The organism is Rubellimicrobium arenae, assembly GCF_017916275.1.
GTDB lineage: Bacteria > Pseudomonadota > Alphaproteobacteria > Rhodobacterales > Rhodobacteraceae > Rubellimicrobium > Rubellimicrobium arenae.
This window is the reverse complement of sequence record NZ_JAFMST010000004.1, coordinates 275,847-298,758: the sequence shown is the minus strand read 5'-3', so window position 1 is coordinate 298,758 and position 22,912 is coordinate 275,847. Positions and strand designations below refer to the sequence as shown.

Below are 22,912 nucleotides of genomic sequence, written 5' to 3'. Positions count from 1 at the left end.
GCAGGGGACAAGAATGCGCGTGACCTGTCCATACTGCGGCGAACGGGACCGCCGCGAGTTCACCATCCAGGGGGACGACACCAGCCTGCGCCGGCCCGGCCGCGACGCGGGGGCGGAGGCCTGGCACGCCCATGTCCACCTGCGCGACAACCCGGCGGGGCGCCTGCGCGAGATGTGGTACCACGACCCCTGCGGCGCCTGGATCGTGGTCGAGCGGGACACCGTGACCCATGCCGTCCACGGCTCGGTCCCCGCGCGGGAGGCGGCGCGATGAGGGTCGCGAACAAGGGGCTGACGCAGGGCGCGCGGGTGATCCCCTTCACCTTCGACGGGCGCGGCTATTCCGGGCTGGAGGGGGACACGCTGGCCTCGGCCCTGCTGGGCGAGGGGGTGCGGCTGGTCGGGCGCTCCTTCAAGTACCACCGCCCCCGCGGCGTCCTGAGCGCGGGAAGCGAGGAGCCCAACGCGCTGGTCACGGTGGAGGGCGTGCCCAACACCCGCGCCACCGTGCAGGAGATCTGGGACGGGATGGCGGCGCGCAGCCAGAACGCCTGGCCCCGGCTGGAGCTGGACGCGCTGGGCGTGAACGACCTCCTGGCCCCGTTCCTGGGCGCGGGGTTCTATTACAAGACCTTCATGTGGCCGCGCCCCTTCTGGGAGCGGGTCTACGAGCCGTTCATCCGCCGGGCCGCTGGCCTGGGCCACCTGTCGGGCAAGGCCGACGGCGCCCCGTTCGAAAAGGCCTGGGCCTTCTGCGATCTCCTCGTGATCGGGGCCGGGCCGGCGGGGCTGATGGCGGCGCTGGCGGCGGGCCGGGCCGGGGCGGACGTGATCCTGGCCGACGAGGGGTCGCGCATGGGCGGGCGGCTCCTGGCCGAGACGGACCCGGTGGACGGGCGCGCCCCGCATCTCTGGGCCGAATCCGTGCTGGCGGAGCTGGCGGCGATGCCGAACGTCCGGCTCATGCCCCGGACGGCCGTGACGGGGGTCTATGACGGCGGCACCTACGGCGCTCTTGAGCGGGTGGGGCTGCATGGCCGCGCGCGGGCGGACCTGCCGCAGGAGTGCTTCTGGCGCATCGTGGCGCGGCGGGCGGTGCTGGCGGCGGGCGCCATCGAGCGTCCCCTGGCCTTTCCGGACAATGACCGGCCCGGGATCATGCTGGCGGGCGCGGTGCGGGCCTATCTCAACCGCTGGGGCGTGGTCGCGGGGCCGCGCGTGGCGGTCTACGGCAACAACGACGACGCGCACCGGACGGCGCGGGACCTCGCGCAGGCGGGGCTCAAGGTCGCGGCGCTGATCGACATGCGGGGCGAGGCCCGGGTCGAGGGCGCCGCTTATCCGGTGCTGACCGGCGCGCGCGTGACCGGGACCTCCGGCCGGCTCGGGCTCCGGTCGATCCGGGTGGACGGCCTGGGCGGCCCGCGCGAGCTCGAGGTGGACTGCCTGGCCGTCTCGGGCGGGTGGACGCCTTCGGTGCACCTGACCTGCCACCTGGGCGCGAAGCCCGTCTGGGACGACCGGCTCCAGGCCTTCCGGCCCCGCGACGGGGCGGTGCCCGGGATGGTGGTCGCGGGCAGCGCGGCCGGCCGCCTGACCACCGCCGCCTGCCTGGCGGACGGGCTTCGGGCCGCGGCCGAGGTCCTGGGCGACCTGGGGCGGACGGTCCCGCCGATGGAGCTGCCCGCGGCCGAGGACGCCCCCCACGCCGTCGCGCCCTTCACGGTCGGCGAGGGCAGCCGCCAGTTCGTGGACTTCCAGAACGACGTCACCGTCAAGGACATCCGCCTGTCGGCCCAGGAAGGCTTCCAGAGCGTCGAGCACATGAAGCGCTACACGACGCTGGGCATGGCGACGGACCAGGGCAAGACCGCGAACCTTCCCGCCATGGCGGTGCTGGCGGAGGCGCTGGGCAGCCCCGTCGCGGCGACCGGGACGACCACCTTCCGGCCGCCCTTCGTGCCCGTGCCCATCGCGGCGCTGGGGGCCGGCGGGCAGGGCGCGGGCTTTGCGCCGCAGCGCTTCACCACCTCCCACGAGGCGAGCGTCCAGCGCGGCGCGGCGATGACCGAGGCGGGGCTGTGGTATCGTCCCTCGTATTTCCCCCGCCCGGGCGAGGCCACCTGGCGGCAGGCCTGCGACCGCGAGGTGGACATGGTGCGCCATGCGGTGGGCGTCTGCGACGTGTCCACGCTGGGCAAGATCGACATCCAGGGGCCGGACGCGGCGGCGTTCCTGGACTTCGTTTACGCCAACACCTTCTCCACGCTGCCCCGGGGCAAGGTGCGCTACGGGCTGATGCTGCGCGAGGACGGCTTCGTCATGGACGACGGCACCACCGCGCGGCTGGGCGACCGGCATTACCTGATGACCACCACCACGGCCGCGGCGGCGCAGGTCATGCGGCATCTCGACTTCGTGGCCCAGGTGCTGCGGCCCGACCTGGACGTGCAGGTCCTGTCGGTGACCGAGCAATGGGCCCAGTTCTCGGTCGCCGGCCCCTGGTCGCGCGAGCTGCTCCAGAGCGTCGTGGACGCCGACCTGTCGGACGCCGCGCTGCCCTACATGGGCTGCGCCGAGGTCGAGGTCATGGGGGTGAGGGGGCGGGTGTTCCGCATCTCCTTCTCGGGCGAGCGGGCCTTCGAGGTCGCGGTGCCGGCGCGGCACGGCGCGGCGCTCTGGCGGCTGCTGGTGGCGCAGGCCGAGTCGCTGGGCGGCGGCCCCTATGGCCTCGAGGCGCTGAACGTCCTGCGGATCGAGAAGGGCTTCATCACCCACGCCGAGATCCACGGCCGCACCACCGCCTTCGACATCGGGATGGAACGCATGGTCTCCAAGGCCAAGGACTGCGTGGGCTGGGCGGCGTCGCGCCGTCCGGGGCTGCTGGAGGAGGACCGCGAGCAGCTCGTGGGGCTGCGGCCGGTCGCGCGGAGCGGGCAGCTCACCGCCGGGGCGCACCTGTACGGGCGGGACGCGGCGGCGACGCGCGTGAACGGGCAGGGCTACGTCACCTCGGTCTGCTGGTCGCCGTCCTTCGACACCTCGCTGGGGCTGGGCTTCCTGAAGGGAGGCCGGGCGCGGCACGGCGAGGTCGTGCGGCTCGTGGACGCGATGCGGTCGGTCGAGACGCTGTGCGAGGTCACCGATCCGGTGTTCCTCGACCCCGAGGGAGGGCGGATGCGTGGTTAAGCTTCTGGCGATATCGCCCGCGCAGGGCCTGGGCCTGCCGCTGGCCATCGGCGCGGCCCATCTGTCCGAGGTCGATCCCGGTCCCGTCACCTCGATCGCGCCGTTCCGGGGGCAGGAGGCGGCGTTGTCCCGCGCGCTGGGCGGCGCGGCGCTGCCATCGCCCGGACGGGTGCAGCGGATGAACGAGGGGCGGCTGGTCTGGTCCGGGCCGGGACGGGCGATCCTTGTCGGAGTGCCCGTGCCGGAGGGCCTGTCGGAGCTGGCGGCGGTGGTGGAGCAGGGCGACGGCCTGGCCTGCCTGCGGCTCGAGGGCCTGGCCGCCCGCGAGGTGCTGGCCCGGCTCGTGCCCATCGACCTGCGCGACGGGGCCTTTCCCGAGGGCGCGACGGCGCGGACGCTCCTCAACCATCTGGCGGTGACGCTGATCCGCATCGAACCCCGGGCCTACGAGATCTTCGCGATGCGGAGCATGGCGCGCACGCTGGTCCATGAGCTGGACGAGGCGATGCGGCGCGTCGCGGCCCGCCAGGGGGCCGTCTAGGCCTGACGCCAGGCAGGGGTCGGACGGCGGGGGCCGGAGCCCCCGCCCGAAGGGTCAGACCCCCGATCCGGTCGCGGTCCCGGCCAGCAGGCTCGCGTTCCCGCCGGCGGCGGTCGTGTCGATGCAGACATGCCGCTCGGCCAGGACCTGGCCCGCCTCGGGCTGCCCGGTGACCAGCGGCAGGATCGCGCCGTCGCGGGCGGCGAGGGCCTGCTCGTAGGCGCGGGCGGTGTCCGCGTCGCCCCACCAGACTGCCCCGCCCAGCCGGACGAGCGAGGTCAGCGTGTCCGGCGTGACCCGGCCCTGCGCGGCGACGGCGCGGCCGCCCAGCGCACGGATGGCGTCGGCCTGCGTTCCGGCGGCGACCGGACCCGGCCCGAGGCAAAGGAAGGGGGCGCGCGGCCGCAGGGACAGGCGGTTCGATTCGCCGGTCGGGCCCGGCATGTTCCGGGGCGGCAGAGGCTGGATCGCTTCGCCGTCGGCCTCGCGGAGGCGGGCGACGAGGGTGATCTCATCCTCGGGACCGGTCCAGGACCCGGCCTCCCCGGCGGCGGGCGGCGTGCCGAAGCGGGGCAGGTAGTTCGGCCCGCCCGCCTTGGGTCCCGTGCCCGACAGGCCTTCGCCGCCGAAGGGCTGGGAGCCCACAACCGCGCCGATCTGGTTGCGGTTGATGTACAGGTTCCCGGCATGGACCCGGTCCACGATCCGCTGCACGCGGTCGTCGATCCGCGAATGGAAGCCGAAGGTCAGCCCCATGCCGGTGCCGTTCACCGCGTCGAGCACCCGGTCGAGATCCGCCGCCCGGTAGGTCGCCACATGGAGGACGGGGCCGAAGACCTCGCGCTCGATGTCGCCGATGCCGGCCACGCGGATCACCGTGGGGGCGATGAAGGTGCCGCTCGTGGGCACCGTGCGCTCGGCGATGACGCGGTTCTCGGACCGGGCCTTGGCGATGTGGGCTAGGATGCCGTCGCGGGCCTGCGCGTCGATGACGGGGCCCAGGTCGGTCGACAGGTCCCAGGGATCGCCGGGCCGCAGCTCCTCCATCGCGCCCCGGAGCATGTGGAGCACGGGCTCGGCCACCTCCTCCTGCACGTAAAGGCAGCGGAGCGCCGAGCAGCGCTGCCCGGCCGAGCGGAAGGCCGAGGCCACGATGTCGCGCACCGCCTGTTCGGGCAGCGCCGTGGAATCCACCACCATGGCGTTGATGCCGCCGGTTTCCGCGATCAGCGGACGGCCCGCCGGGCCCTGGGCCATCGCTTGCCGGATGCGCAGGGCCGTCGCGGTCGAGCCGGTGAAGGCCGCGCCCGAAAGCCGCGGGTCGGCGGTCAGCGCGCCCCCCGTTTCCGCCCCGCCGGGGAGGAGTTGCAGCGCCTCGGGCGGGACGCCGGCCTCGTGGAGCCACTGGACGGCGCGGAAGGCGATCAGCGGCGTCTGCGGCGCGGGCTTGGCCAGCACGGCGTTGCCCATGACCAGGGCAGCGGCGATCTGCCCTGTGAAGATGGCGAGCGGGAAGTTCCAGGGGCTGATGCAGGCCCAGATGCCCTGGCCCTCGGCGCCGTCGGCCTGGGCGGCGTAGTAGCGGAGGAAGTCCACGGCCTCGCGCAGTTCGCCCACGCAGTCCGGGACGGTCTTGCCGGCCTCGCGGGCCAGAAGGGCCAGGACCTCGCCCTCGTTCGCCTCGTACAGGTCGGCGGCGCGGTTCAGGATCGCGGCGCGTTCGGCCAGGGGCGCGGTCCAGGGACGCGCGGCCCCGATCGCGGCCGAGACGGTGGCGGCGTCGGCCTCCTGCACGCGGCCGACAGGACGGCCGGTCGCGGGCTCGCGCAGATCGCGCATGGCACCGGTCGGCTGACCGGCGGCGAGGATCGGCGCGGCGTCCCAGGCCGTGTCGCGGAAGCGGCCGCGGTCGGCCTCCATCCCCGCCAGCGTCGGACGGTCGGACAGGTCCCGCCCGCGCGAATTGCGGCGCTGCGGCTGGAACAGCTCGGCCCCGGTCGGGATCGTGCGGGTTGGGCGGGCCTCAAAGGGGTCCGGCACGACCTCCTCGGGCGGGATCGATTCATCCACGATGCGGTTCACGAAGGACGAGTTGGCCCCGTTCTCCAGCAGCCGCCGGACGAGGTAGGCGAGCAGATCGCGGTGCGCGCCCACCGGGGCATAGATCCGCAGGCCCGTGCCCTCGGTGGCGCGGTTGATCTCGTGCAGCGCCTCGCCCATGCCGTGCAGGCGCTGGAACTCGAAGGCGGTCGCGGGCACGCCCATCTCGCGCGCCATGTGCAGGATGGCGGCCACGGTGTGGGCGTTGTGGGTCGCGAACTGCGGATAGATCCGGTCGGTCAGCGACAGCAGCTTGCGGGCATTGGCGACGTAGCTCACGTCCGTAGAGGTCTTGGAGGTGAAGACCGGAAAATCCTCCAGCCCCTCGATCTGTGCCCGTTTGATTTCCGAATCCCAGTAGGCGCCCTTGACCAGTCGCAGCATGATGCGGCGGTCCAGGCGTTCGGCCAGGGCATGCAGCCAGTCGATCATCGCGCCCGCGCGGCGGCCATAGGCCTGCACCACCACGCCAAAGCCGTCCCAGCCCCGAAGGCCGGGATCGCGCAGCACCGCCTCGATCACGTCGGCGGAGAGCGACAGGCGCTCGGCCTCCTCGGCGTCGATGTTGAGACCCATGCCCGCCGCCTTGGCGAGGTGGCAGAGCGAGCCCAGGCGCGGCACCAGCTCGGCCATGACGCGGTCGCGCTGCGCCTCCTCGTAGCGGGGGTGCAGGGCGGACAGCTTGACCGAGATGCCGGGGTTGGCCGCGACCGACCCGCGCGTGCAGTCCTGCGCGATGGCGCTGATCGCGCGGGAATAGGACAGGTGATAGGCGCGGGCGTCGGCCTCGGTGCGCGCGGCCTCGCCCAGCATGTCGTAGCTGTAGGTGACGCCCTTGTTCTCCTGCGTCTTGGCGCGGGCGCGGGCGGCGTCGATGGTCTCGCCCAAAACGAACTGGCGGCCCATCTCCTTCATGGCCCGGCCCACGGCGGCGCGGATCACCGGCTCGCCCAGGCGGCGGATCGCGCCGCGCAGGCGGCCCGCCACGCCCGGAGGCGCGTCGTCCAGCACCTTGCCCGTCAGCATCAGCGCCCAGGTCGAGGCGTTCACCAGCGAGGAGGCCGACTGCCCCAGATGCCGGCCCCAGTCCGACGGCGTGATCTTGTCCTCGATCAGGGCGTCGATGGTATCGGCGTCGGGCACGCGCAGCAGCGCCTCGGCCAGGCACATGAGCGCCACGCCTTCGTCGGTGGACAGGCCGTACTCGGCCAGGAACACCTCCATGAGGCCAGGGCGCGTGGCCTCGCGGATCCGGCGCACGAGGTCGGCGGCGTGGCGGCCCACGGCGGCGCGCGCCTCGGGCGAAAGGGCGGCCTGACGGACCAGACGGTCAAGGAGCGGACCCTCGGGGGCGAGGGTGCCGTCATCCACGACGGCGCGGAGCGCGGCGAGATCGGAGGTGGTGGCGAGCGGGGCGTGATGGGTCATCGGGGTCGAATCCGGCAAGGGAGATGACCTCTATATAGGAGATCCTGAACGGGCCTTGCGCCTTGTCTGGGGCGGGTTATCAGGCGATCGGACCGCAAGAGGAGCCCGACGATGTCCGAACGTCCTGCGCTGGACGGCTTTGACCGGAAGATACTGGAGATCGTCGCCGCCGAGGGGCGGATCAGCATCGCCGACCTGGCGGGCCGCGTCGGCCTGTCCAAGTCGCCGGTGCAGGCGCGGCTGCGCCGGCTCGAGGCGCGGGGCGCGATCCGGGGCTACCGCGCCCTGGTCGATCCCGGGGTCCTGGGGCGGGACCATGTGGCCTTCGTGGAGGTGCGCCTGTCGGACACCCGCGAAAGCGCCCTGGCCGCCTTCAACGCCGCCGTGCTCCGCATCCCCGAGATCGAGGCCTGCCACATGATCGCGGGAAGCTTCGACTACCTGCTCAAGGTCCGCACGGGCGGGATGGCCACCTACCGCGCTGCCCTGGCCGAGCACATCTCGACGCTGCCGCATGTGGCCTCGACCTCGACCTACGTGGCGATGCAGACGGTCAAGGAGGAAGGGTTTCCCTCCGGCTGACCCTTTCGCCCGGAGGTCGCGGCGGATAGGGTGCCCGGGCCGGCCCGCGTGGTGGAATGGTAGACATCAGCGACTTAAAATCGCTTGGCCTCTGGCCGTGCGGGTTCGAGTCCCGCCGCGGGCACCACCAGCCTTGTCCGTGATGCCGCCCTCCGGCGGCGATGGACCCTTCACACGCCTGTCACACGGGACGGGCAGGCTCGCGGGACCGTTCTGACTTCGGAGTCTCCCGTGCCCATCAAGCTGACCTGCCTCACCTCCCTTCTCGCGCTCATGGCGGCCGGAGCCGGGGCCGAGACCGCCTTCAACCGCGTGGCCAGCTTTGCCACGCCGGACAACATGGCGGATGGCGAGGACCGCAGCCGCGAGACGTCGGCCGAGATCATCGCGGCAAGCGGGGATGGCCGGACTCTGATCTACACCGACAGCCCGCTGGGCGTGGTGGGGATGGTGGACATCGCCGACCCCGCCCATCCCCGGCCCCGGGGCAACGTCGCCATGGACGGGGAGCCGACCTCGGTCGCGGTGCTGGACGCCACCGCCTATGTCGCGGTGAACACCTCGGACAGCTACGTGCAGCCGTCGGGCGTCCTGGCCAGCCTGGACATGGCCACGGGCGAGGTCCGGGCGCGCTGCGACCTGGGCGGCCAGCCCGACAGCGTGGCCCTGGCGCGGGACGGCAGCTTCCTGGCCGTGGCCATCGAGAACGAGCGCGACGAGGATGCGGGCGACGGGCGCGTCCCGCAGATGCCGGCGGGCTTCGTGGCGATCCTGCCGCTGGAGGCGGGCGAGGTGGACTGCGCCGGGCTGGTCCGCGCCGACCTGACCGGCCTGGCCGAGATCGCCCCCGAGGACCCCGAGCCCGAGTACCTGGACATCAACGCGGCGGGTGAGATCGTCGTCACCCTCCAGGAGAACAACCACATCGTCGTGCTGGACCGCGACGGCCAGGTCCTGTCGGACATCCCGGCCGGGCTCGTGGATCTGGAGGGCATCGACACGGCCGAGGATGGCGCGATCCGCTTCGACGGCACGGCGCAAGGCATCCCGCGCGAGCCCGATGGCGTCAAGTGGATCGACGACACCCATTTCGCCACCGCGAACGAAGGCGACATGGACGGCGGCAGCCGCGGCTGGACGATCTGGACGCGCGACGGCCAGGTCGTCTGGGACAGCGGCGCGAGCTTCGACCAGGCCGTCGCCCGCATCGGCCACTACCCCGAGGGCCGCTCGGACGCCAAGGGGGCCGAGCCCGAATCCATCGGCTTCGCCACCTTCGACGGCACGCCGCTCGTGTTCGTGGAATCCGAGCGCGCCTCGGTGGTGGCGGTCTACGACGTGTCCGACCCGGCCCGCCCCGTGCTGCTCCAGATGCTGCCGTCGGGCATCGGGCCCGAGGGCCTGGTGGCCCTCCCCGAGCGCGGCCTCATCGCCACCGCCAACGAGACGGACCTGGGCGGCGACGGCCTGGGCCGGGCGCATGTCATGATCTTCGCGCGCGAAGAGGGGGCGCCCGCCTACCCGACGATCACCTCGGAGGGCGCGTCCGAGGTGGCCGGCTGGGGGGCCCTGTCGGGGCTGGCGGCGGACCCGGACGCGCCCGGCCGCCTGTTCGCGGTCAGCGACAGCGCCTATGCCATGCAGCCGCGCATCTACACGATCGACGCGACCCAGGTTCCCGCCCGCATCACCGGCGCGGTCACCGTCACCCGGAACGGCGCCCCGGCGCAGAAGCTCGACCTCGAGGGCATCGCGCCCGACGGCGAAGGCGGCTTCTGGCTGGCCAGCGAGGGCCGCAGCGACAGGCTCGTGCCGCACGCTCTCCTCCATGTGGACGCGGAGGGCGAGATCCAGGAGGAGGTGGCCTTCCCGCCCGAGCTCCTCGCCCACGAGACCCGCTTCGGCGCCGAAGGCATCGCCGTGATCGACGGCACGCTCTGGCTCGCCATGCAGCGCGAATGGGCCGACGACCCGGAGAATACGGTGAAGCTGGTCGCCTACGATCCCGAGCGCGAGGACTGGGGCGCGGTCCACTACCGGAAGGCCGAGCCCACGGGCGAGGGCTGGGTCGGCCTGTCCGAGATCGCGGTGCATGGCGACTGGGCCTATCTCATCGAGCGCGACAACCACATGGGCCCCGAGGCCGTGACCAAGCTCGTGACCCGGGTGCCGCTGGCCGACCTGGCGCCCGCCCCGCTGGGCGGCGACCTGCCCGAGGTCCGGCGCGAGGTCGTGCGCGACCTGCTGCCCGACCTCGGGCAGGGCGGCGGCCCGGTGCCGGAGAAGGTCGAGGGCCTGACCATCGGCCCGGACGGAACGATCTGGCTCGTGACCGACAACGACGGCGTCGACGACAGCCCGGGCGAGACGATGTTCTGGTCCGCGGGCCGCGCGGACTGACCTGGGCCCAGGGGCGTCCGGGCCGGAATCGTCACCCGGCCCGGATCGTCATCGAAACGTCAGCGTCCCGTGATGTTCCCGAAACCTGGGCCCTGCATCCTGCGGGCGTCCGGCAGGACGACCAACGTCCAGGAGGGTGCGCCCATGTCCCCGACCACGTTCCGAGTTCCCGACGACCCGAGCCCCGACGCGGCTCCCGACGCCCCCGTCGTGGACGGGGGTCCCGACCGGGCGCCCGTCTCCCGTCTGCGGCGATGGACCGACCGGATGACCCGGGGGCGCGCGCGGCGGGTCGCCACCGAGGTGCCCTCCTACCTGCTCGACGACATCGGGCTGATCCCCTCGGTGCGCCTGGGGTCCCGCCGCGCCTGACGCCCTGACGCCCTGTCGCCGGGCGTCCAAAGGACCGCACCCCCCACGGCGCGGCGCCCCACGGGCCGTCCTGCCGTGGATCGTTTCTGTAAACGCAACAATCCCGTCTTTGGGCCGTGACCTTCGCGTGACTGTCACAAAGCCCCGCCAAGCTGCGGCCCATCCCAGTCGATCGGAGTCATCATGAGAACGTCCGCCCTCGCCATCGCCGCGGCCACGCTGGCCTCGGCCGCCGCCGCCCAGGACATCGCGCAGACCCGGAACCAGTGGTTCGTCGCGGGGCAGGGCGCCATCGAGCAGATGCTCGCGCTGCAGCCCAACACCGGCACGGCGCGCAACGTCATCCTTTTCGTCGCGGACGGCAACGGCGTCGGCACCAACTACGCCACCCGCGTCTTCATGGGCCAGGAGGCCGGCGGCATGGGCGAGGACTTCGTCCTGCCCTACGAGACCTTCCCGAACGTGGCGCTGATCAAGACCTATTCGACCAACGGCCAGACGCCGGACTCCGCCCCGACGGCCAGCGCGATGAACACGGGGATCAAGACCCGCAACGACGTCATCAACGTGCCCTCCGAGGTGGCCGTGGACGACTGCGCGGCGGGGCTCGCCTCCTCGGTGACGACGCTGGCGGACATCGCCTCGGGCATGGGCAAGTCGGTCGGGATCATCTCGACGGCGCGGATCACCCACGCCACCCCCGCCGCCGTCTACGCCCGCACCGTGAACCGGGACTGGGAGGACGACACCGCCATCCCCGAGGGCTGCGACCAGCCCGACATCGCGGCGCAGCTCGTCACCGCCATGGAATCCGGCGTGGTCGACCTTGCCCTGGGCGGCGGGCGCCAGCATTTCCTGCCGGCCGAGGCCACGGACGAGGAGGGCAACCCCGGCGCCCGCGCCGACGGCCGCAACCTCGTGGAGGAGATCACCGGCGAGGGCGGCCAGTACGCCTGGAACACCGAGACCTTCAACGCCCTGGCGGCCCCGGGCAACGGCCCCGTGCTGGGCCTCTTCGAGTCGAGCCACATGCAGTACGAGCACGACCGCACCGACGAACCCTCGCTGGCCGAGATGACCCGGATGGCCATCGGTGCGCTCGACGGGAACGAGGCGGGCTACTACCTCGAGGTCGAGGGCGGGCGCGTGGACCACGCCAACCATGCGGGCAACCTGTACCGCGCGGTGACCGACGGGGTCGCCTTCGCCCAGGCCGTGCAGGCCGCCATGGACCTGACCGACCCCGCCGAGACTCTGATCATCGTCACCGCCGACCACGAGCACGCCATCGCCTTCAACGGCTACTGCGGCCGGGGCACGCCCATCGTCGGGCTGTGCCTGGACGTCGACCCGGCGGGCGAGATGCACCTCGATACCCCCGTGCTGGGCGACGACGGCAAGCCCTACACGGTCGCGGGTTACCTGAACGGCGCGGGCTCGGTCCTGATCGAGCAGATCCCCGAAGGCGAAACGACCACCACCGGCGCGGGCTCGGCGGCCACCGCCGCCGGCGGCGCAGCGGCCGAGGAGACGGTCCACGTCTATTCGGGCAGCCGCCCCGACCTCACGCAGGAGCAGGTGACCGACCCCGACTACCTCCAGCAGGCGCTGATCCCGCTGTCCTCCGAGACGCATTCGGGCGAGGACGTCGCCGCCTATGCGCGCGGCCCCTGGGCGCACCTGCTCCGCGGATCGATGGAGCAGAACGTGCTGTTCCACGTCATGCTGACCGCGATGAACGGGGGGCAGGTCCTGCCCGCCGCGGCCCAGCCCGGCGCGGCCCAGCCCGCCGCGACGGGGGCCGCCGCCACCGGCGAGGGCACCTCGGGCGACGACACGCAGGGCAACGCCCAGGATGCCGCCCCCTCGGGGAACTGAGCCCGCTGGCCCATCATCCCACGGACCCTGCCCGCGCAGGGTCCGTTCCCGTTTCCGGACGCGCCACGCGCGCGCCCCTTCGACGTCGGAGATCCCATGGAGCGCCGCAGCGTCCTGGCCCTTGCCCCCGCCATCCTCCTTCTCCGCCCCGGTCGGGCCCGCGCGCAGGACGCCGGCCCGATCCGGCTCCGCGACCTTTACAACCGGGACCTGACCTTCTCGGACCTCGCGCTCGCCAACGAGGGGCGGCGCATCGAGGTGGACGGCTACATGGCCCCGCCGCTCAGGGCGGAGTCGACCTTCTTCGTCCTGACCAAGATGCCGATGGCCGTCTGCCCCTTCTGCGAGCCCGGCCAGACCTGGCCCGACGACATCCTGGCCGTCTACGCCCGCCGCGTGGTCGAGGTCGTGCCGTTCAACGTCCCGCTGCGCGCGTCGGGCGTCCTTGAACTCGGCGACCATGTCGACCCCGAGCTCGGATTCTATTCCAAGGTCCGGCTGGCGGATGCGACCTATGACCGGACCTGAGCCGCCGGACCTGCTGGTCGAGGACCTCGTGCTGACGGGCGCGGGCGGGCGGCGGCTTCTCGAGATCCCGCGCCTGGCCGTTCCGGCGGGCGGGACCCTGGCGCTGCAGGGGCCGTCCGGGGCGGGCAAGTCCTCGCTGCTCCATGTGCTCGCGGGGCTGATCCGTCCGGACCGGGGGCGCGTGGCCTGGGGCGGCACCGACCTCGCCGCGCTGTCGGACGAACGGCGGACCCGGTTCCGGGGCGACCGCATCGGCCTCGTGTTCCAGGACTTCCTGCTCTTCGAGGAGCTGGGCTCGCTCGACAACGCCGCCCTGGCCGAAAGCTTCGCCCCCCGGGCGGCCCGGGCCACGATCCGCGCGGGCGCGAAGGGCTGGCTCGGGCGCCTGGGCCTGGGGGCCGATCCCGAGAGGCCCGTCGCCAGCCGGTCCGGGGGGGAACGCCAGCGCGTCGCCGTGGCCCGCGCCCTCGCGCGGGGGGCGCCGGTCCTCCTGGCCGACGAGCCCACGGCGAGCCTCGACCGCGCTAACGCCGACCGCCTGGCCGAGGATCTCGTGCGGCTCGGGGCCGGGGGAGGGCGCACGCTGGTCGTGGCCACGCACGACCCCGCGCTCGCCCGTCGCATGGGGCGGGTGCTGACCCTCGCCGGTGGCCGGGTCGTGGAGGATACCGATGCCTGACCTCTGGGCCGGACTGCCGCCGGTGGCGCAGGACGTGGCGGTGGCCGCGCTCCTGGCGCTGCCGGGTCTTCTCGTGGGGTTCGCGGTCCTGCGCGGCTTCGCCCCATGGCGGCTGGTGCGCGCGATGCTGTGGCGCTTTCGCTGGGCGAACCTCGTCTTCGTGCTCCTGATCGCCGTCTCGGTGGCGGTGGGCGTGGGGCTCACCGCCCAGGAGCGCGGCCTCCGGCAAGGGAGCGCGCGGGCCGCCGAACGGTTCGACCTCGTGCTCGGGGCGCCGGGGAGCGAGCTCACCCTGACGCTGGCGGCGGTGTTCCTCCAGCCGACCGACGTGCCGCTCCTGACCGGGGCGCAATACGCCGAGGTGGCCGCGGACCCGGACGTGGCGCTCGCCACGCCCATCGCCTTCGGGGACAGCTTCGAGGGCGCGCCGGTGATCGGCACGACCGCCCCGTTCGTCGAGCATCTCGCCGGACGGCTCGCCGAGGGGCGGCTCTTCGCGACCCCGTCCGAGGCCGTGGCCGGCGCCTTTGCCCCCGTCGGCCCCGGCGACCGCTTCAGCCCGGCGCATGGCCAGGGCGAGGGCGCCGGGGAGCACGCCCATCACGGATCGGACTACGCGGTCGTGGGCCGGATGCGCCCGACCGGCAGCCCTTGGGACCGGGCCATCCTGGTTCCGGTCGAGGGGGTCTGGCGCGTCCATGGCCTGGCCGACGGTCACGCCCCCGAGGCCCACGACGACCAGGACCACGCGCACGACGACGAATCCACCCGGATCGGCCCGCCGTTCGATCCCGCCCACTTCCCCGGCACGCCCGCGATCCTGGTCCGGGCCGACGAGGTCTGGGCGAACTACGCGCTCCGGTCGCGCTACACGCGGGCCGACATGATGGCCGTCTTTCCCGGCACCGTGCTGGCGCAGCTTCACGGCCTCCTGCGCGACGTGCGCGAGGCGATGTCGCTCCTCGCCGTCGTGACGCAGGGCCTCGTGGCGGTGGCCGTCCTGGCGGGGCTCGTGCTCCTCGCGCGGCTCCTGGCGCGCAGCCTCGCCCTGCTCCGGGCCATCGGAGCGCCGCGCCGCTTCGTTCTGGCCGTGGTCTGGAGCTATTCCGCCGCCCTGATCCTGACCGGCGCGGCGCTGGGTCTTCTCCTGGGCTGGTTCGCGGCCGCGGCGCTGTCGCGGATCATCACCCAGCGCACCGAGGTCCTGGTCACCGCCGGCCTCGGCTGGGGCGAGATCCAGCAGGTCTGCGTCTTCGCCAGCCTCGCCCTCGCGCTGGCGCTGGTCCCCGCCGCCCTGGCGGGCCTGCGTTCCCCCCTGCGGGACCTGCGGAGCTGAGGCGGGCCGCCTCCGGGTCCGTCAGGACACGGGCTTGGCGGTTCCGCTTTCCATCGGCACCTGCTCGCCGCTGTAGACCACGAGGAAGGCGTGCAGTTCCAGCCGCATGAGGCCCTCGGAGACCGCCGGATCGCTGGTCGCGATCCGGTTCGCATGGGCCTGGTCGTCGGCCTCGATCAGGACGAAGCCGTAGTCGCCGTTCTCGGCCCGCCCGACGAACCGGACCGCGCCTTCCTCCTTGAGGCGGCGCAGGTGTTCGAGGTGGCGCACCATGAGCGCCACCTCGCCGGGTTCGATGGTGGCCCAGAAGGCGGCCCGGGGGGGCAGCAGGCGATAGGCGAAGGTGGGCATCTCTTGGATCCTGACGCTGCGGCATCGCGCTTCGCCCGGCGAACTGGCCCGGCGGGGCCCGGATTCCACCCCGTCCGGCAGCCCGAGGGCTTTGGGCCGTAACGACCGGAGCCCCGACAAGGTTCTAAGTCACCGCCGCGATCCCGGCAGACCCGCGACAAACCCGGCCAGCCCCCGTCGGCCACGCCCCGACCCGGCGCCCCCGGCAAGGCTGCCCCTACGGAAAGAGGCGTCCGAGCCCGGCCGTAACCTCACATTAAGCTGTTTCTGCCAATGCTGCAGCCGGACGGTTTACCAGCAAGGGTTCTGAGAATTGGCTGACGGCATCGAAACTCCGATCGAAAACACCAACGAGTCGACTCAGGCCGATTCCGGGGCCTCGACCACCCAGCCGGGTGGGGAGACGGCGGGCAACGACGGCGGCGCGGGCGAGGGGGCACCCTCCAGCGACGGTGCCACCGGGGGCGAGACGCCGTCCAGCGACGGTGCCACCGGGGGCGAGACGCCGTCCAACCAGGTCGATTCCGGTAACGAACCCTCCTCCAGCGAAGGCGGCGCGGGCAGCGAGACCCCGTCCAACGAAGGCGGCGAGACCCCCTCCAGCGAAGGTGGCGCGGGCAGCGAGTCCTCCAGCAACGACACCGGCACAGGCGGCGAGACGCCCAGCAGCGAAGGCGGCGAGACCCTGCCCGATCAGGACGGCGGCAGCGAGGCGCCCGCGAGCGACACCACCGGCGAGACCCCGTCGAACGACACCACCACCGGCGAGGCGCCCACGAACGACACCACCACCGGCGAGACCCCGTCGAACGACGGCGGCTCCGGCGGCGAAGCGCCCGCGGGCGAGAACAACTCCGGAGGTGAGGCGCCATCTGGCGAAATCGATGCGGGTGACGTGACGCAGTCCAACGAGACCCCCTCCAGCGAAGGTGGCGCGGGCAGCGAGTCCTCCAGCAACGACACCGGCGCGGACAGCGAGACGCCCAGCAGCGAAGGCGGCGAGACCCTGCCCGATCAGGACGGCGGCAGCGAGGCGCCCGCGAGCGACACCACCGGCGAGGCACCCACGAACGACACCACCACCGGCGAGACCCCGTCGAACGACGCCGGCTCCGGCGGCGAAGCGCCTGCGGGCGAGAACAACTCCGGGGGTGAGGCGCCCACGAACGAAGGTGGCGAGACTCCGTCCGACGAAGGTGGAGCGGACACCGATCAGACGACCGAAACCGGAAGCTCGGACGACGCTCCAGCCGGCAGCGACGAAGGCAGTGACGGCGGCTCCGACGACGTTTCCGGCCAGGATGACAGCGCGACGGGCGACGACTCCTCCGGCGATAACGGCGCGACGGCCGACGATGACACCGGCTTGGACGACAGTGCCATCCAGGACGACGACTCGGCTCAGGATGACGGCTCCGCTCAGGATGGCGGTGCGCCCGCCGATGATGGTGAGGGCAATGCGCCCAGCGACGACAATGCTGGCTCGGACGACGCTGCCGGCCATGCGGACGACGGCGGCGATGCCGGCAGCAACGACTCGAGCAACGACGGCTCCGTTCAGGACGGCGGCGTGATCGACACGGGGGGCACCGAAGGCGAGGGCTCCGGGTCCAATGAAGAAGCTTCGGACCCCGGCGCGACCGACGGCGATCAGGGCGAGGGCGGCGCCTCGGGCAGCGACGACGCGGGCAGCGGCGACTCCGCTCAGGACGATGCGACCAACGGCGACAGCAGTGGCGGCGACGGCGCGACCACGGACGACGACGTGGATGCCGACGACGGTGCCACCACGGATGATGACGTGGATGCTGGCGACGGTGCGATCGGTGACGATGGCGCCGACGGGGACAGCCACGATGGCGACACGACGACGGATGGCGGCTCTGACGACGATGCCACGACGGACAGTGGCGACGGATCGGACGACTCCGGCCAGAACGACGTGACCGAGGACGACAACTCCAGTTCGGACGATGCGACGGGTGACGGCGAGGCTGGCGGCGACGCCGGGCCGGGCGACGACTCCGACCAGGATGGCGCTGTCGACGGCGATGACGCCTCATCCGGCGATGACGCCGGCTCCGACGCCCCTGCGACGGACGACGGCGACGCCGGTCAGGACGACGACGCAACCGACGAGGACAACTCCGGATCCGACCAGGGCTCCGGCTCGAACGACGATCAGGCCGGGGATGACGGCACGGTTGGCGGCGGCGACCCCATCGACGGCAATGATCCTACCGATGGCGACGATTCCATGGGTGGCGAAGATCCCGTCGATGGCGACGACCCCGCCGATGGCGAGAACTCGGGCCAGGATGGGGATGGCGTCGAGGATGGCAACTCGGACGGCAACTCTGGCCCGGACGACGGATCGACCGATGAAGCTCCAGGTCAGGACGACAGCTCCGGTGGCGATGATGCTACCGACGGCGGCGATGGCACGGACGACTCTTCAGGTGGGAACTCCGGCGCGGATGATGGGGCCAGCGACGGGAACGACTCCGGTCAGGATGGCAACGGCATCGGCGGCGAAGACTCGGGCGAAGGAACGACCGAGGAGGGGGGTTCGGGTCAGGACGATGGGGCGACCGGCGGTTCCGAAAACGACGGTTCTGGCACCGACGATGGCTCGGATGATGCCGATCAGGGCGGTGGCTCCGATGGGGATGACGCGACCGGCGGGGACGACTCCACCGATGAGGGTGGTTCGGACGAGGGCGGCAACCCCGACGAGCCTCCACACGCTGTCACGCTGAACGGCACCTCCGGCAACGATAGCCTGGTCGGGGGGATTCTTGCAGACCAGCTGTTCGGTGGGGCCGGGAACGACCATCTCTTCGGAGATGCCGGCGACGACGTTCTGAAAGGCGGCGCAGGGGACGATGATCTGTCCGGCGGCGCTGGTGCGGACCAGCTCCAAGGCAACGATGGGCACGACAGCCTCTTCGGCGATGCCGGAGCCGACCTCCTTCGGGGAGGCCAGGGACGCGATCTACTCGACGGCGGAACCGGCGACGACAGCCTCTTCGGCGAGGATGGGAACGACATCCTGAATGGCGGCGATGGAGAGGACGCCCTCTCCGGCGGTGCCGGGGCCGACAAGCTTCAGGGTGGCCAGGGCGGCGACGTGCTCGATGGGGGGGCAGGGCGCGACCAGCTCTTCGGTGAGGACGGGAACGACGTGCTGAAGGGCGGTGCTGGCGACGACGATCTGTCCGGCGGCATCGGCGCCGACACTCTGCAGGGCGGCCAAGGGCACGACGAACTGGATGGTGGTGCCGGGAACGACCAGCTGTTCGGCGATGAAGGCAACGACATACTGAGCGGGGGCGACGGAGCGGATCGACTCTTCGGCGGTGATGGGGCCGACACCCTGTCCGGGGATGACGGAGCCGATGACCTGTCAGGCGGCAAAGGCGCTGACCTGATCCATGGTGGCCAGCAGGGCGATGTCCTGGACGGCGGGGCCGGCAAGGATCACCTCTTCGGTGACGAAGGCAACGACGTCCTGAAGGGCGGCGACGGGAACGACGAACTGTCTGGCGGGACCGGGTCCGATTCGCTCCGCGGTGGGGAGAGGAACGACCTCCTCAAAGGCGGCGCAGGTGCGGATGATCTTTACGGCGGTCGTGGAAAGGACGTACTGATCGGCGGCGAAGGAGCGGACCATTTCATCTTCGCCAGCCCGGCCGAGATCGGTCGTGGGGCAAACCATGACGTGATCCAGGACTTCGACCGTGGTGTGGACAGGATCGACCTTTCCGATATCGATGCCAACCTCGGCAGGGGCGGCGATCAGGACTTCCACTTCATCGGATCGGTCGGGTTCTCCAAGGTTGCGGGCGAACTCAGGTTCGACCACGGGACCCTGTCGGGCGACGTGAATGGAGATGGGAAGGCGGACTTCGCTCTGGAGTTGCAGCATATCGACACCATGGCGAAGTCTGATTTGCTGCTCTGAGACCCAACTCGGACGGTCAGGCCCGGCGGTTCTTCCGTCGGGCCTGGCACCTTGAGGCCAGGCGTCCGGGCTTGCGAGCCGCATGCCCAGCGACCGGTTCTAGCGCCTCGTCAGTCCGACCCTCCCGGTGGCCAGGCCGGGCGAGTTGAGGTCGAGGAAGGTGCGGCCGTGGTGTGGTTCAGCCAAGTGTGATCAGGCCCGGGCGACCTGCGGCCCATGTTAGGACAGTTGGGTCGATGCGCTGGGACCATCACTAAAGACGACGGATGTCGGGTCGGTCTACGGTCCGGAGTTCAGTCGCAGTGCCTTGATGCACGAGAAGGGCATCCGGTGAAGGCATGAAAGCCGGCTTGATCACCAGTGGTCCTGGCGTCCTGAGCCAGCCTCGGTCCACGCAAGGCGACCAAGCTAGCAGCGCAAGGGACAACCGACGGAGGTCCGCCGCAAGAGCCACCAGAGTCGAACTTCGCTGCCATTTCGGAGCCTCGCCGGGGTTGGCAGCTCCGGTGAAGCGATCCCAAGTCGTCCACGCATGTGCTCGGTGGGAGGACGGTCCCCGATCAGGACCTTGTGGGGTCGCGGTCCAATCTGGTGGAGAACCTGCGCCCCGTGCAACAGGCGCGTGACCGGGCGAACCTTGGCGCCAAGAGGACGATGGCTCCGGCGGGCGGAGCCTGCGACTCCGATTCGAATTGCCCTTTGGGTTCATGGACGACATGGCCCGGAGGACAGCGTTAGTTCCGAGCAGTCCGGCCAGAAGCGGGAGGTCCGGCCATCGTCGCGCCGGGCCGCCGTGGCGCAAGGATCGGCCGGCTCGCGGCTGGCCGATCCCGGGTCGCGGTCGATCAGGTTGGGCCGCGGCCCAGATCACCGGTCGGGGCGTTTCCCGTCGAGCCGCCGCCTGTTCCAAGGCTGCCCACCGTCGCCCCCGGCCCACCCCCGGGGACGATGCCGCCGGGTTGCAGTCCTGATGCAAGACCCCCGCCCCCCGGGGCGATGGAGGTCTCTGCAGATCCCGAGGACCCCGTGTGCTGGCCGACGTCCTCGGACGCCTGCCTCCAGTGTTCGTCGTGGCGTCCGTCCGGCCGCCCTTCGCGCTCCCATATGGCGTGGGCCCGTTCGCGGATCCGCCGTTCGAGATCGTCGTCCATGATTCCCCTCCTTTGACCCGGACGAAACCTGTCCGGTTGCTGCGGAACACCCTTGGGGGGCACTTGTTCCGGATGGGCGCAGCACCGGACTTCGGTCACCCGACGGCCCGCAGGACGCGGCGGGAGCCGGCTGGTCCGGCCCCGCGATCGCGATGGATTCGCGTCGGGGTCGTACAATGGTCGGCCCCGGGCCGCAGTTTGGCCGCGGTTGTCCGCATGATGCCGCCGGAGCCCACCTTGGGGACGAGCGCGCCTCGCCCCTCGGCGGGTCTCCCCCCAAGCGGCACGGCGGGCGCAGAGCGCCCAGGACGTAATCGAGGTATCATGGCTTCCATCCAGGGAACTCCCGGCAACGACACCCTTCTTCGGATGGGCGGTCAGAACACCTTCTTCGGGGACGCTGGAAACGACCTCATGTACCAGGTCGCCGGCTCGGCCGAGTTTCACGGCGGCGCCGGAGACGACATCTATCACGCGGTCAACGGCACGGATCCGTCGCAATACGGCTGGTTTTTCAGCAGCCCCGGCGACGATACCGCGTATGGGGGAACCGGCGATGACGTGTTCACCTACGATGACACCCTGGGCGCCGACCGGGAGGTGTTCTTCGGAGGCAGCGGCACGGACCGGCTCGAGGTGAGCGTGGCCAACCTGTCGGGGATCCAGATCGACGCGCGGCCCGACAAGGAAGGGTTCGGGTCGAGCAGCTTCGGGCTGTGGTTCAAAAGCGTCGAGGTGTTCCTCATCCGTGGCACGGCGGGCCAGGATGTCATTTACACGCTGGACGGGGACGACCTGCTTGAGCTCGACCAAGGGGCAGGGTTGGGCGCCACGGACGGGGATGTCGTGGACGCGGGCGGCGGGCGGGACCTGATCCGGCTGGGGGCCGGGCCGGACACCGCCTATGGCGGCGCCGGGGACGACACGATCCACGGCAACGCGGGGGCGGATCTCCTGTACGGGGACGATCCCGCAGGGGGCCTCGGCGGGTCCGACATCCTGTATGGCGGCGCGGACGAGGATGCGCTTTACGGGGGCGATGGCGCCGACTTCCTGTATGGGGGCGATGGCGCGGACTCCCTGTACGGCGGCGAGGGGGCGGATGTCCTTGGGGGAGCGCTGCAAGGTGCGGCGATGCCCCGCGTGGCGGGCGATCTTCTCGACGGCGGCGCGGGCGACGACGTCTATTTCGTCGAGAACCCGGATGACGTCGTGGTCGAGCGTCCCGGTGGCGGTGCGGACGAGGTTCGGGCCGCGGTGGACTTCACGCTCCCGGAGCATGTGGAACGTCTGGTGCTGGTCGGCGGCGGGCCGATGCTTCGGGGCGGCGTGGGCCTGCGGGGCACCGGCAATGCCGACGGCAATCTCATCCTGGGCGGTCTGGCGGGGGACACCCTGCTGGGGCTGGACGGGAACGACACCCTCGATGGGGGAGCAGGGGCCGACACCCTCGAGGGCGGAGCGGGCGACGACGTGCTGATCGTCGACAACCTGGGCGATGTCGTGGTCGAGGCCGCGGGCGGCGGCCTGGACCGGGTGGAGGCCTCCGTCGATGCCACGCTCGCCGCGGGGGTGGAGAACCTGACTCTCGTCGGCACGGCCGATCTGTCCGGAACGGGCAACCTGCTGGGCAACCGCCTGATCGGCAATGACGGGGACAACCGGCTGTTCGGGCAGAAGGGCAACGACCGGCTGCATGGCGGCGGAGGCGACGACTGGCTGGACGGCGGGGCCGGCAGCGATTTCCTCAGTGGCGGAGCCGGCGATGACGTCTACGTCCTGTCCTCTCCCGACGAGGTGGTCCGGGAGGAGCAGAACTCGGGCGAGGACGTGGTCCGCGCCGGTTTCAGCCTGACGCTGGCCCGGAACGTCGAAGGACTGGTCCTGACCGGATCGGGGGCGGTGAACGGCACCGGGAACGAACTGGACAACCGGATCACGGGCACCAAGCGCGCCAACATCCTGTCGGGCGGTTCGGGCGAGGACGTGCTCGACGGGCGTGGCGGGCACGACACGCTCAGCGGCGGCGCAGGGGTGGACCACCTGACCGGCGGGGCCGGCAACGACTCCTTCGTCTTCGCCGCGCGATCGGAGTGCGGCGACCACCTGTCCGATTTCCACGCGCTGCCCGGAGATTACGACCGGATCGTCATCGACGCGGAGGGCTTTGGGGGCGGGCTTGCCGGAGGGATGCTGCGGGCGTCGGAGTTCCAGTGCCGGGCCGATAATCTGGCGCAGGACGCCGGCGACCGGTTCATCTTCCGCACGACGGACCGGACGCTCTGGTTCGACGGCAACGGCAGCGCTCGGGGCGGCCTGACGCTGGTGGCGGACCTGCAGGACGGGGCCATGCTGACCCATGCAGACATCCTTCTGGTCTAGGCCATCCGCCGGATCGGCTGCCCCCGGTCCG

15 protein-coding genes and 1 tRNA gene are annotated in these 22,912 nt (G+C 71.9%); 13 read left to right on the top strand and 3 right to left on the bottom strand.

From position 1 onward, the window contains the following. Positions 1-13 precede the first annotated feature (13 nt). The 3 genes from J3P31_RS08260 to J3P31_RS08250 are packed head-to-tail and all read left to right on the top strand — an operon-like array spanning position 14 to position 3,730. The gene (locus J3P31_RS08260) at positions 14-274 is read left to right on the top strand and encodes a sarcosine oxidase subunit delta (RefSeq protein ID WP_210527943.1); all 261 of its coding nucleotides are present in this window, start codon (positions 14-16) and stop codon (positions 272-274) included. Beyond that, positions 271-3,189: a sarcosine oxidase subunit alpha family protein gene (locus J3P31_RS08255; RefSeq protein WP_210527942.1), complete on the top strand. Its 2,919-nt coding sequence runs from the start codon at positions 271-273 to the stop codon at positions 3,187-3,189. Before J3P31_RS08260 ends, J3P31_RS08255 begins: the two co-directional genes overlap by 4 nt. Further along, a complete protein-coding gene (locus J3P31_RS08250; protein WP_368373038.1) occupies positions 3,182-3,730 on the top strand; it encodes a sarcosine oxidase subunit gamma in 549 nt (182 codons plus the stop codon). The genes J3P31_RS08255 and J3P31_RS08250 overlap by 8 nt, the downstream gene beginning before the upstream one ends. Positions 3,731-3,784: 54 nt before the next feature. Here J3P31_RS08250 and putA read toward each other — a convergent pair whose 3' ends face one another. Then, a complete protein-coding gene (gene putA, locus J3P31_RS08245) occupies positions 3,785-7,258 on the bottom strand; it encodes a bifunctional proline dehydrogenase/L-glutamate gamma-semialdehyde dehydrogenase PutA (RefSeq protein ID WP_210527941.1) in 3,474 nt (1,157 codons plus the stop codon). Between the two features lie 111 nt (positions 7,259-7,369). On the opposite strand from putA, the gene J3P31_RS08240 reads away from it, so the two are divergent. From J3P31_RS08240 to J3P31_RS08205, 8 genes are all read left to right on the top strand, one after another. Next, positions 7,370-7,840, top strand: a complete 471-nt coding sequence (locus tag J3P31_RS08240) for an Lrp/AsnC family transcriptional regulator (protein ID WP_210527940.1) — start codon at positions 7,370-7,372, stop codon at positions 7,838-7,840. A 42-nt stretch (positions 7,841-7,882) separates the two neighbouring features. After that, positions 7,883-7,967 (top strand) — tRNA-Leu (locus J3P31_RS08235). Positions 7,968-8,071: 104 nt separating this feature from the next. Next, a complete protein-coding gene (locus J3P31_RS08230; RefSeq protein ID WP_210527939.1) occupies positions 8,072-10,240 on the top strand; it encodes an esterase-like activity of phytase family protein in 2,169 nt (722 codons plus the stop codon). Positions 10,241-10,384: 144 nt separating this feature from the next. After that, on the top strand, positions 10,385-10,612 hold the full coding sequence (locus J3P31_RS08225; RefSeq protein ID WP_210527938.1) for a hypothetical protein: 228 nt from the start codon (positions 10,385-10,387) through the stop codon (positions 10,610-10,612). Positions 10,613-10,795: 183 nt separating this feature from the next. Continuing rightward, on the top strand, positions 10,796-12,490 hold the full coding sequence (locus J3P31_RS08220) for an alkaline phosphatase (protein ID WP_210527937.1): 1,695 nt from the start codon (positions 10,796-10,798) through the stop codon (positions 12,488-12,490). A 96-nt stretch (positions 12,491-12,586) separates the two neighbouring features. Further along, positions 12,587-13,018, top strand: a complete 432-nt coding sequence (locus J3P31_RS08215; protein WP_210527936.1) for a hypothetical protein — start codon at positions 12,587-12,589, stop codon at positions 13,016-13,018. Next, a complete protein-coding gene (locus tag J3P31_RS08210; protein WP_210527935.1) occupies positions 13,005-13,697 on the top strand; it encodes an ABC transporter ATP-binding protein in 693 nt (230 codons plus the stop codon). Before J3P31_RS08215 ends, J3P31_RS08210 begins: the two co-directional genes overlap by 14 nt. Then, a complete protein-coding gene (locus J3P31_RS08205) occupies positions 13,690-15,033 on the top strand; it encodes an FtsX-like permease family protein (protein ID WP_210527934.1) in 1,344 nt (447 codons plus the stop codon). The genes J3P31_RS08210 and J3P31_RS08205 overlap by 8 nt, the downstream gene beginning before the upstream one ends. Positions 15,034-15,054: 21 nt before the next feature. Here J3P31_RS08205 and J3P31_RS08200 read toward each other — a convergent pair whose 3' ends face one another. Continuing rightward, complete coding sequence (locus J3P31_RS08200) at positions 15,055-15,384, bottom strand: YciI family protein (protein WP_210527933.1); 330 nt, start codon at positions 15,382-15,384, stop codon at positions 15,055-15,057. A 313-nt stretch (positions 15,385-15,697) separates the two neighbouring features. On the opposite strand from J3P31_RS08200, the gene J3P31_RS08195 reads away from it, so the two are divergent. Continuing rightward, entirely contained in the window at positions 15,698-19,348 is a 3,651-nt protein-coding gene (locus J3P31_RS08195) for a hypothetical protein (RefSeq protein ID WP_210527932.1), read from the top strand. Between the two features lie 845 nt (positions 19,349-20,193). On the opposite strand, the gene J3P31_RS08190 is transcribed toward J3P31_RS08195, so the two are convergent. Continuing rightward, positions 20,194-20,499 (bottom strand): DUF2934 domain-containing protein, encoded by a 306-nt coding sequence (locus tag J3P31_RS08190; protein WP_210527931.1) that lies wholly within the window; start codon positions 20,497-20,499, stop codon positions 20,194-20,196. Between the two features lie 324 nt (positions 20,500-20,823). On the opposite strand from J3P31_RS08190, the gene J3P31_RS08185 reads away from it, so the two are divergent. Then, positions 20,824-22,881, top strand: coding sequence for a calcium-binding protein (locus J3P31_RS08185; protein WP_210527930.1), 2,058 nt, complete (start codon positions 20,824-20,826; stop codon positions 22,879-22,881). Positions 22,882-22,912: the final 31 nt, after the last annotated feature.

Coding starts and splice junctions, on each gene's coding strand:
- J3P31_RS08260 (WP_210527943.1), top strand. CDS start 14: ATGCGCGTGACCTGTCCATACTGCGGCGAACGGGACCGCCGCGAGTTC.
- J3P31_RS08255 (WP_210527942.1), top strand. CDS start 271: ATGAGGGTCGCGAACAAGGGGCTGACGCAGGGCGCGCGGGTGATCCCC.
- putA (WP_210527941.1), bottom strand. CDS start 7,258: ATGACCCATCACGCCCCGCTCGCCACCACCTCCGATCTCGCCGCGCTC.
- J3P31_RS08240 (WP_210527940.1), top strand. CDS start 7,370: ATGTCCGAACGTCCTGCGCTGGACGGCTTTGACCGGAAGATACTGGAG.
- J3P31_RS08225 (WP_210527938.1), top strand. CDS start 10,385: ATGTCCCCGACCACGTTCCGAGTTCCCGACGACCCGAGCCCCGACGCG.
- J3P31_RS08220 (WP_210527937.1), top strand. CDS start 10,796: ATGAGAACGTCCGCCCTCGCCATCGCCGCGGCCACGCTGGCCTCGGCC.
- J3P31_RS08215 (WP_210527936.1), top strand. CDS start 12,587: ATGGAGCGCCGCAGCGTCCTGGCCCTTGCCCCCGCCATCCTCCTTCTC.
- J3P31_RS08210 (WP_210527935.1), top strand. CDS start 13,005: ATGACCGGACCTGAGCCGCCGGACCTGCTGGTCGAGGACCTCGTGCTG.
- J3P31_RS08205 (WP_210527934.1), top strand. CDS start 13,690: ATGCCTGACCTCTGGGCCGGACTGCCGCCGGTGGCGCAGGACGTGGCG.
- J3P31_RS08200 (WP_210527933.1), bottom strand. CDS start 15,384: ATGCCCACCTTCGCCTATCGCCTGCTGCCCCCCCGGGCCGCCTTCTGG.
- J3P31_RS08190 (WP_210527931.1), bottom strand. CDS start 20,499: ATGGACGACGATCTCGAACGGCGGATCCGCGAACGGGCCCACGCCATA.
- J3P31_RS08185 (WP_210527930.1), top strand. CDS start 20,824: ATGGCTTCCATCCAGGGAACTCCCGGCAACGACACCCTTCTTCGGATG.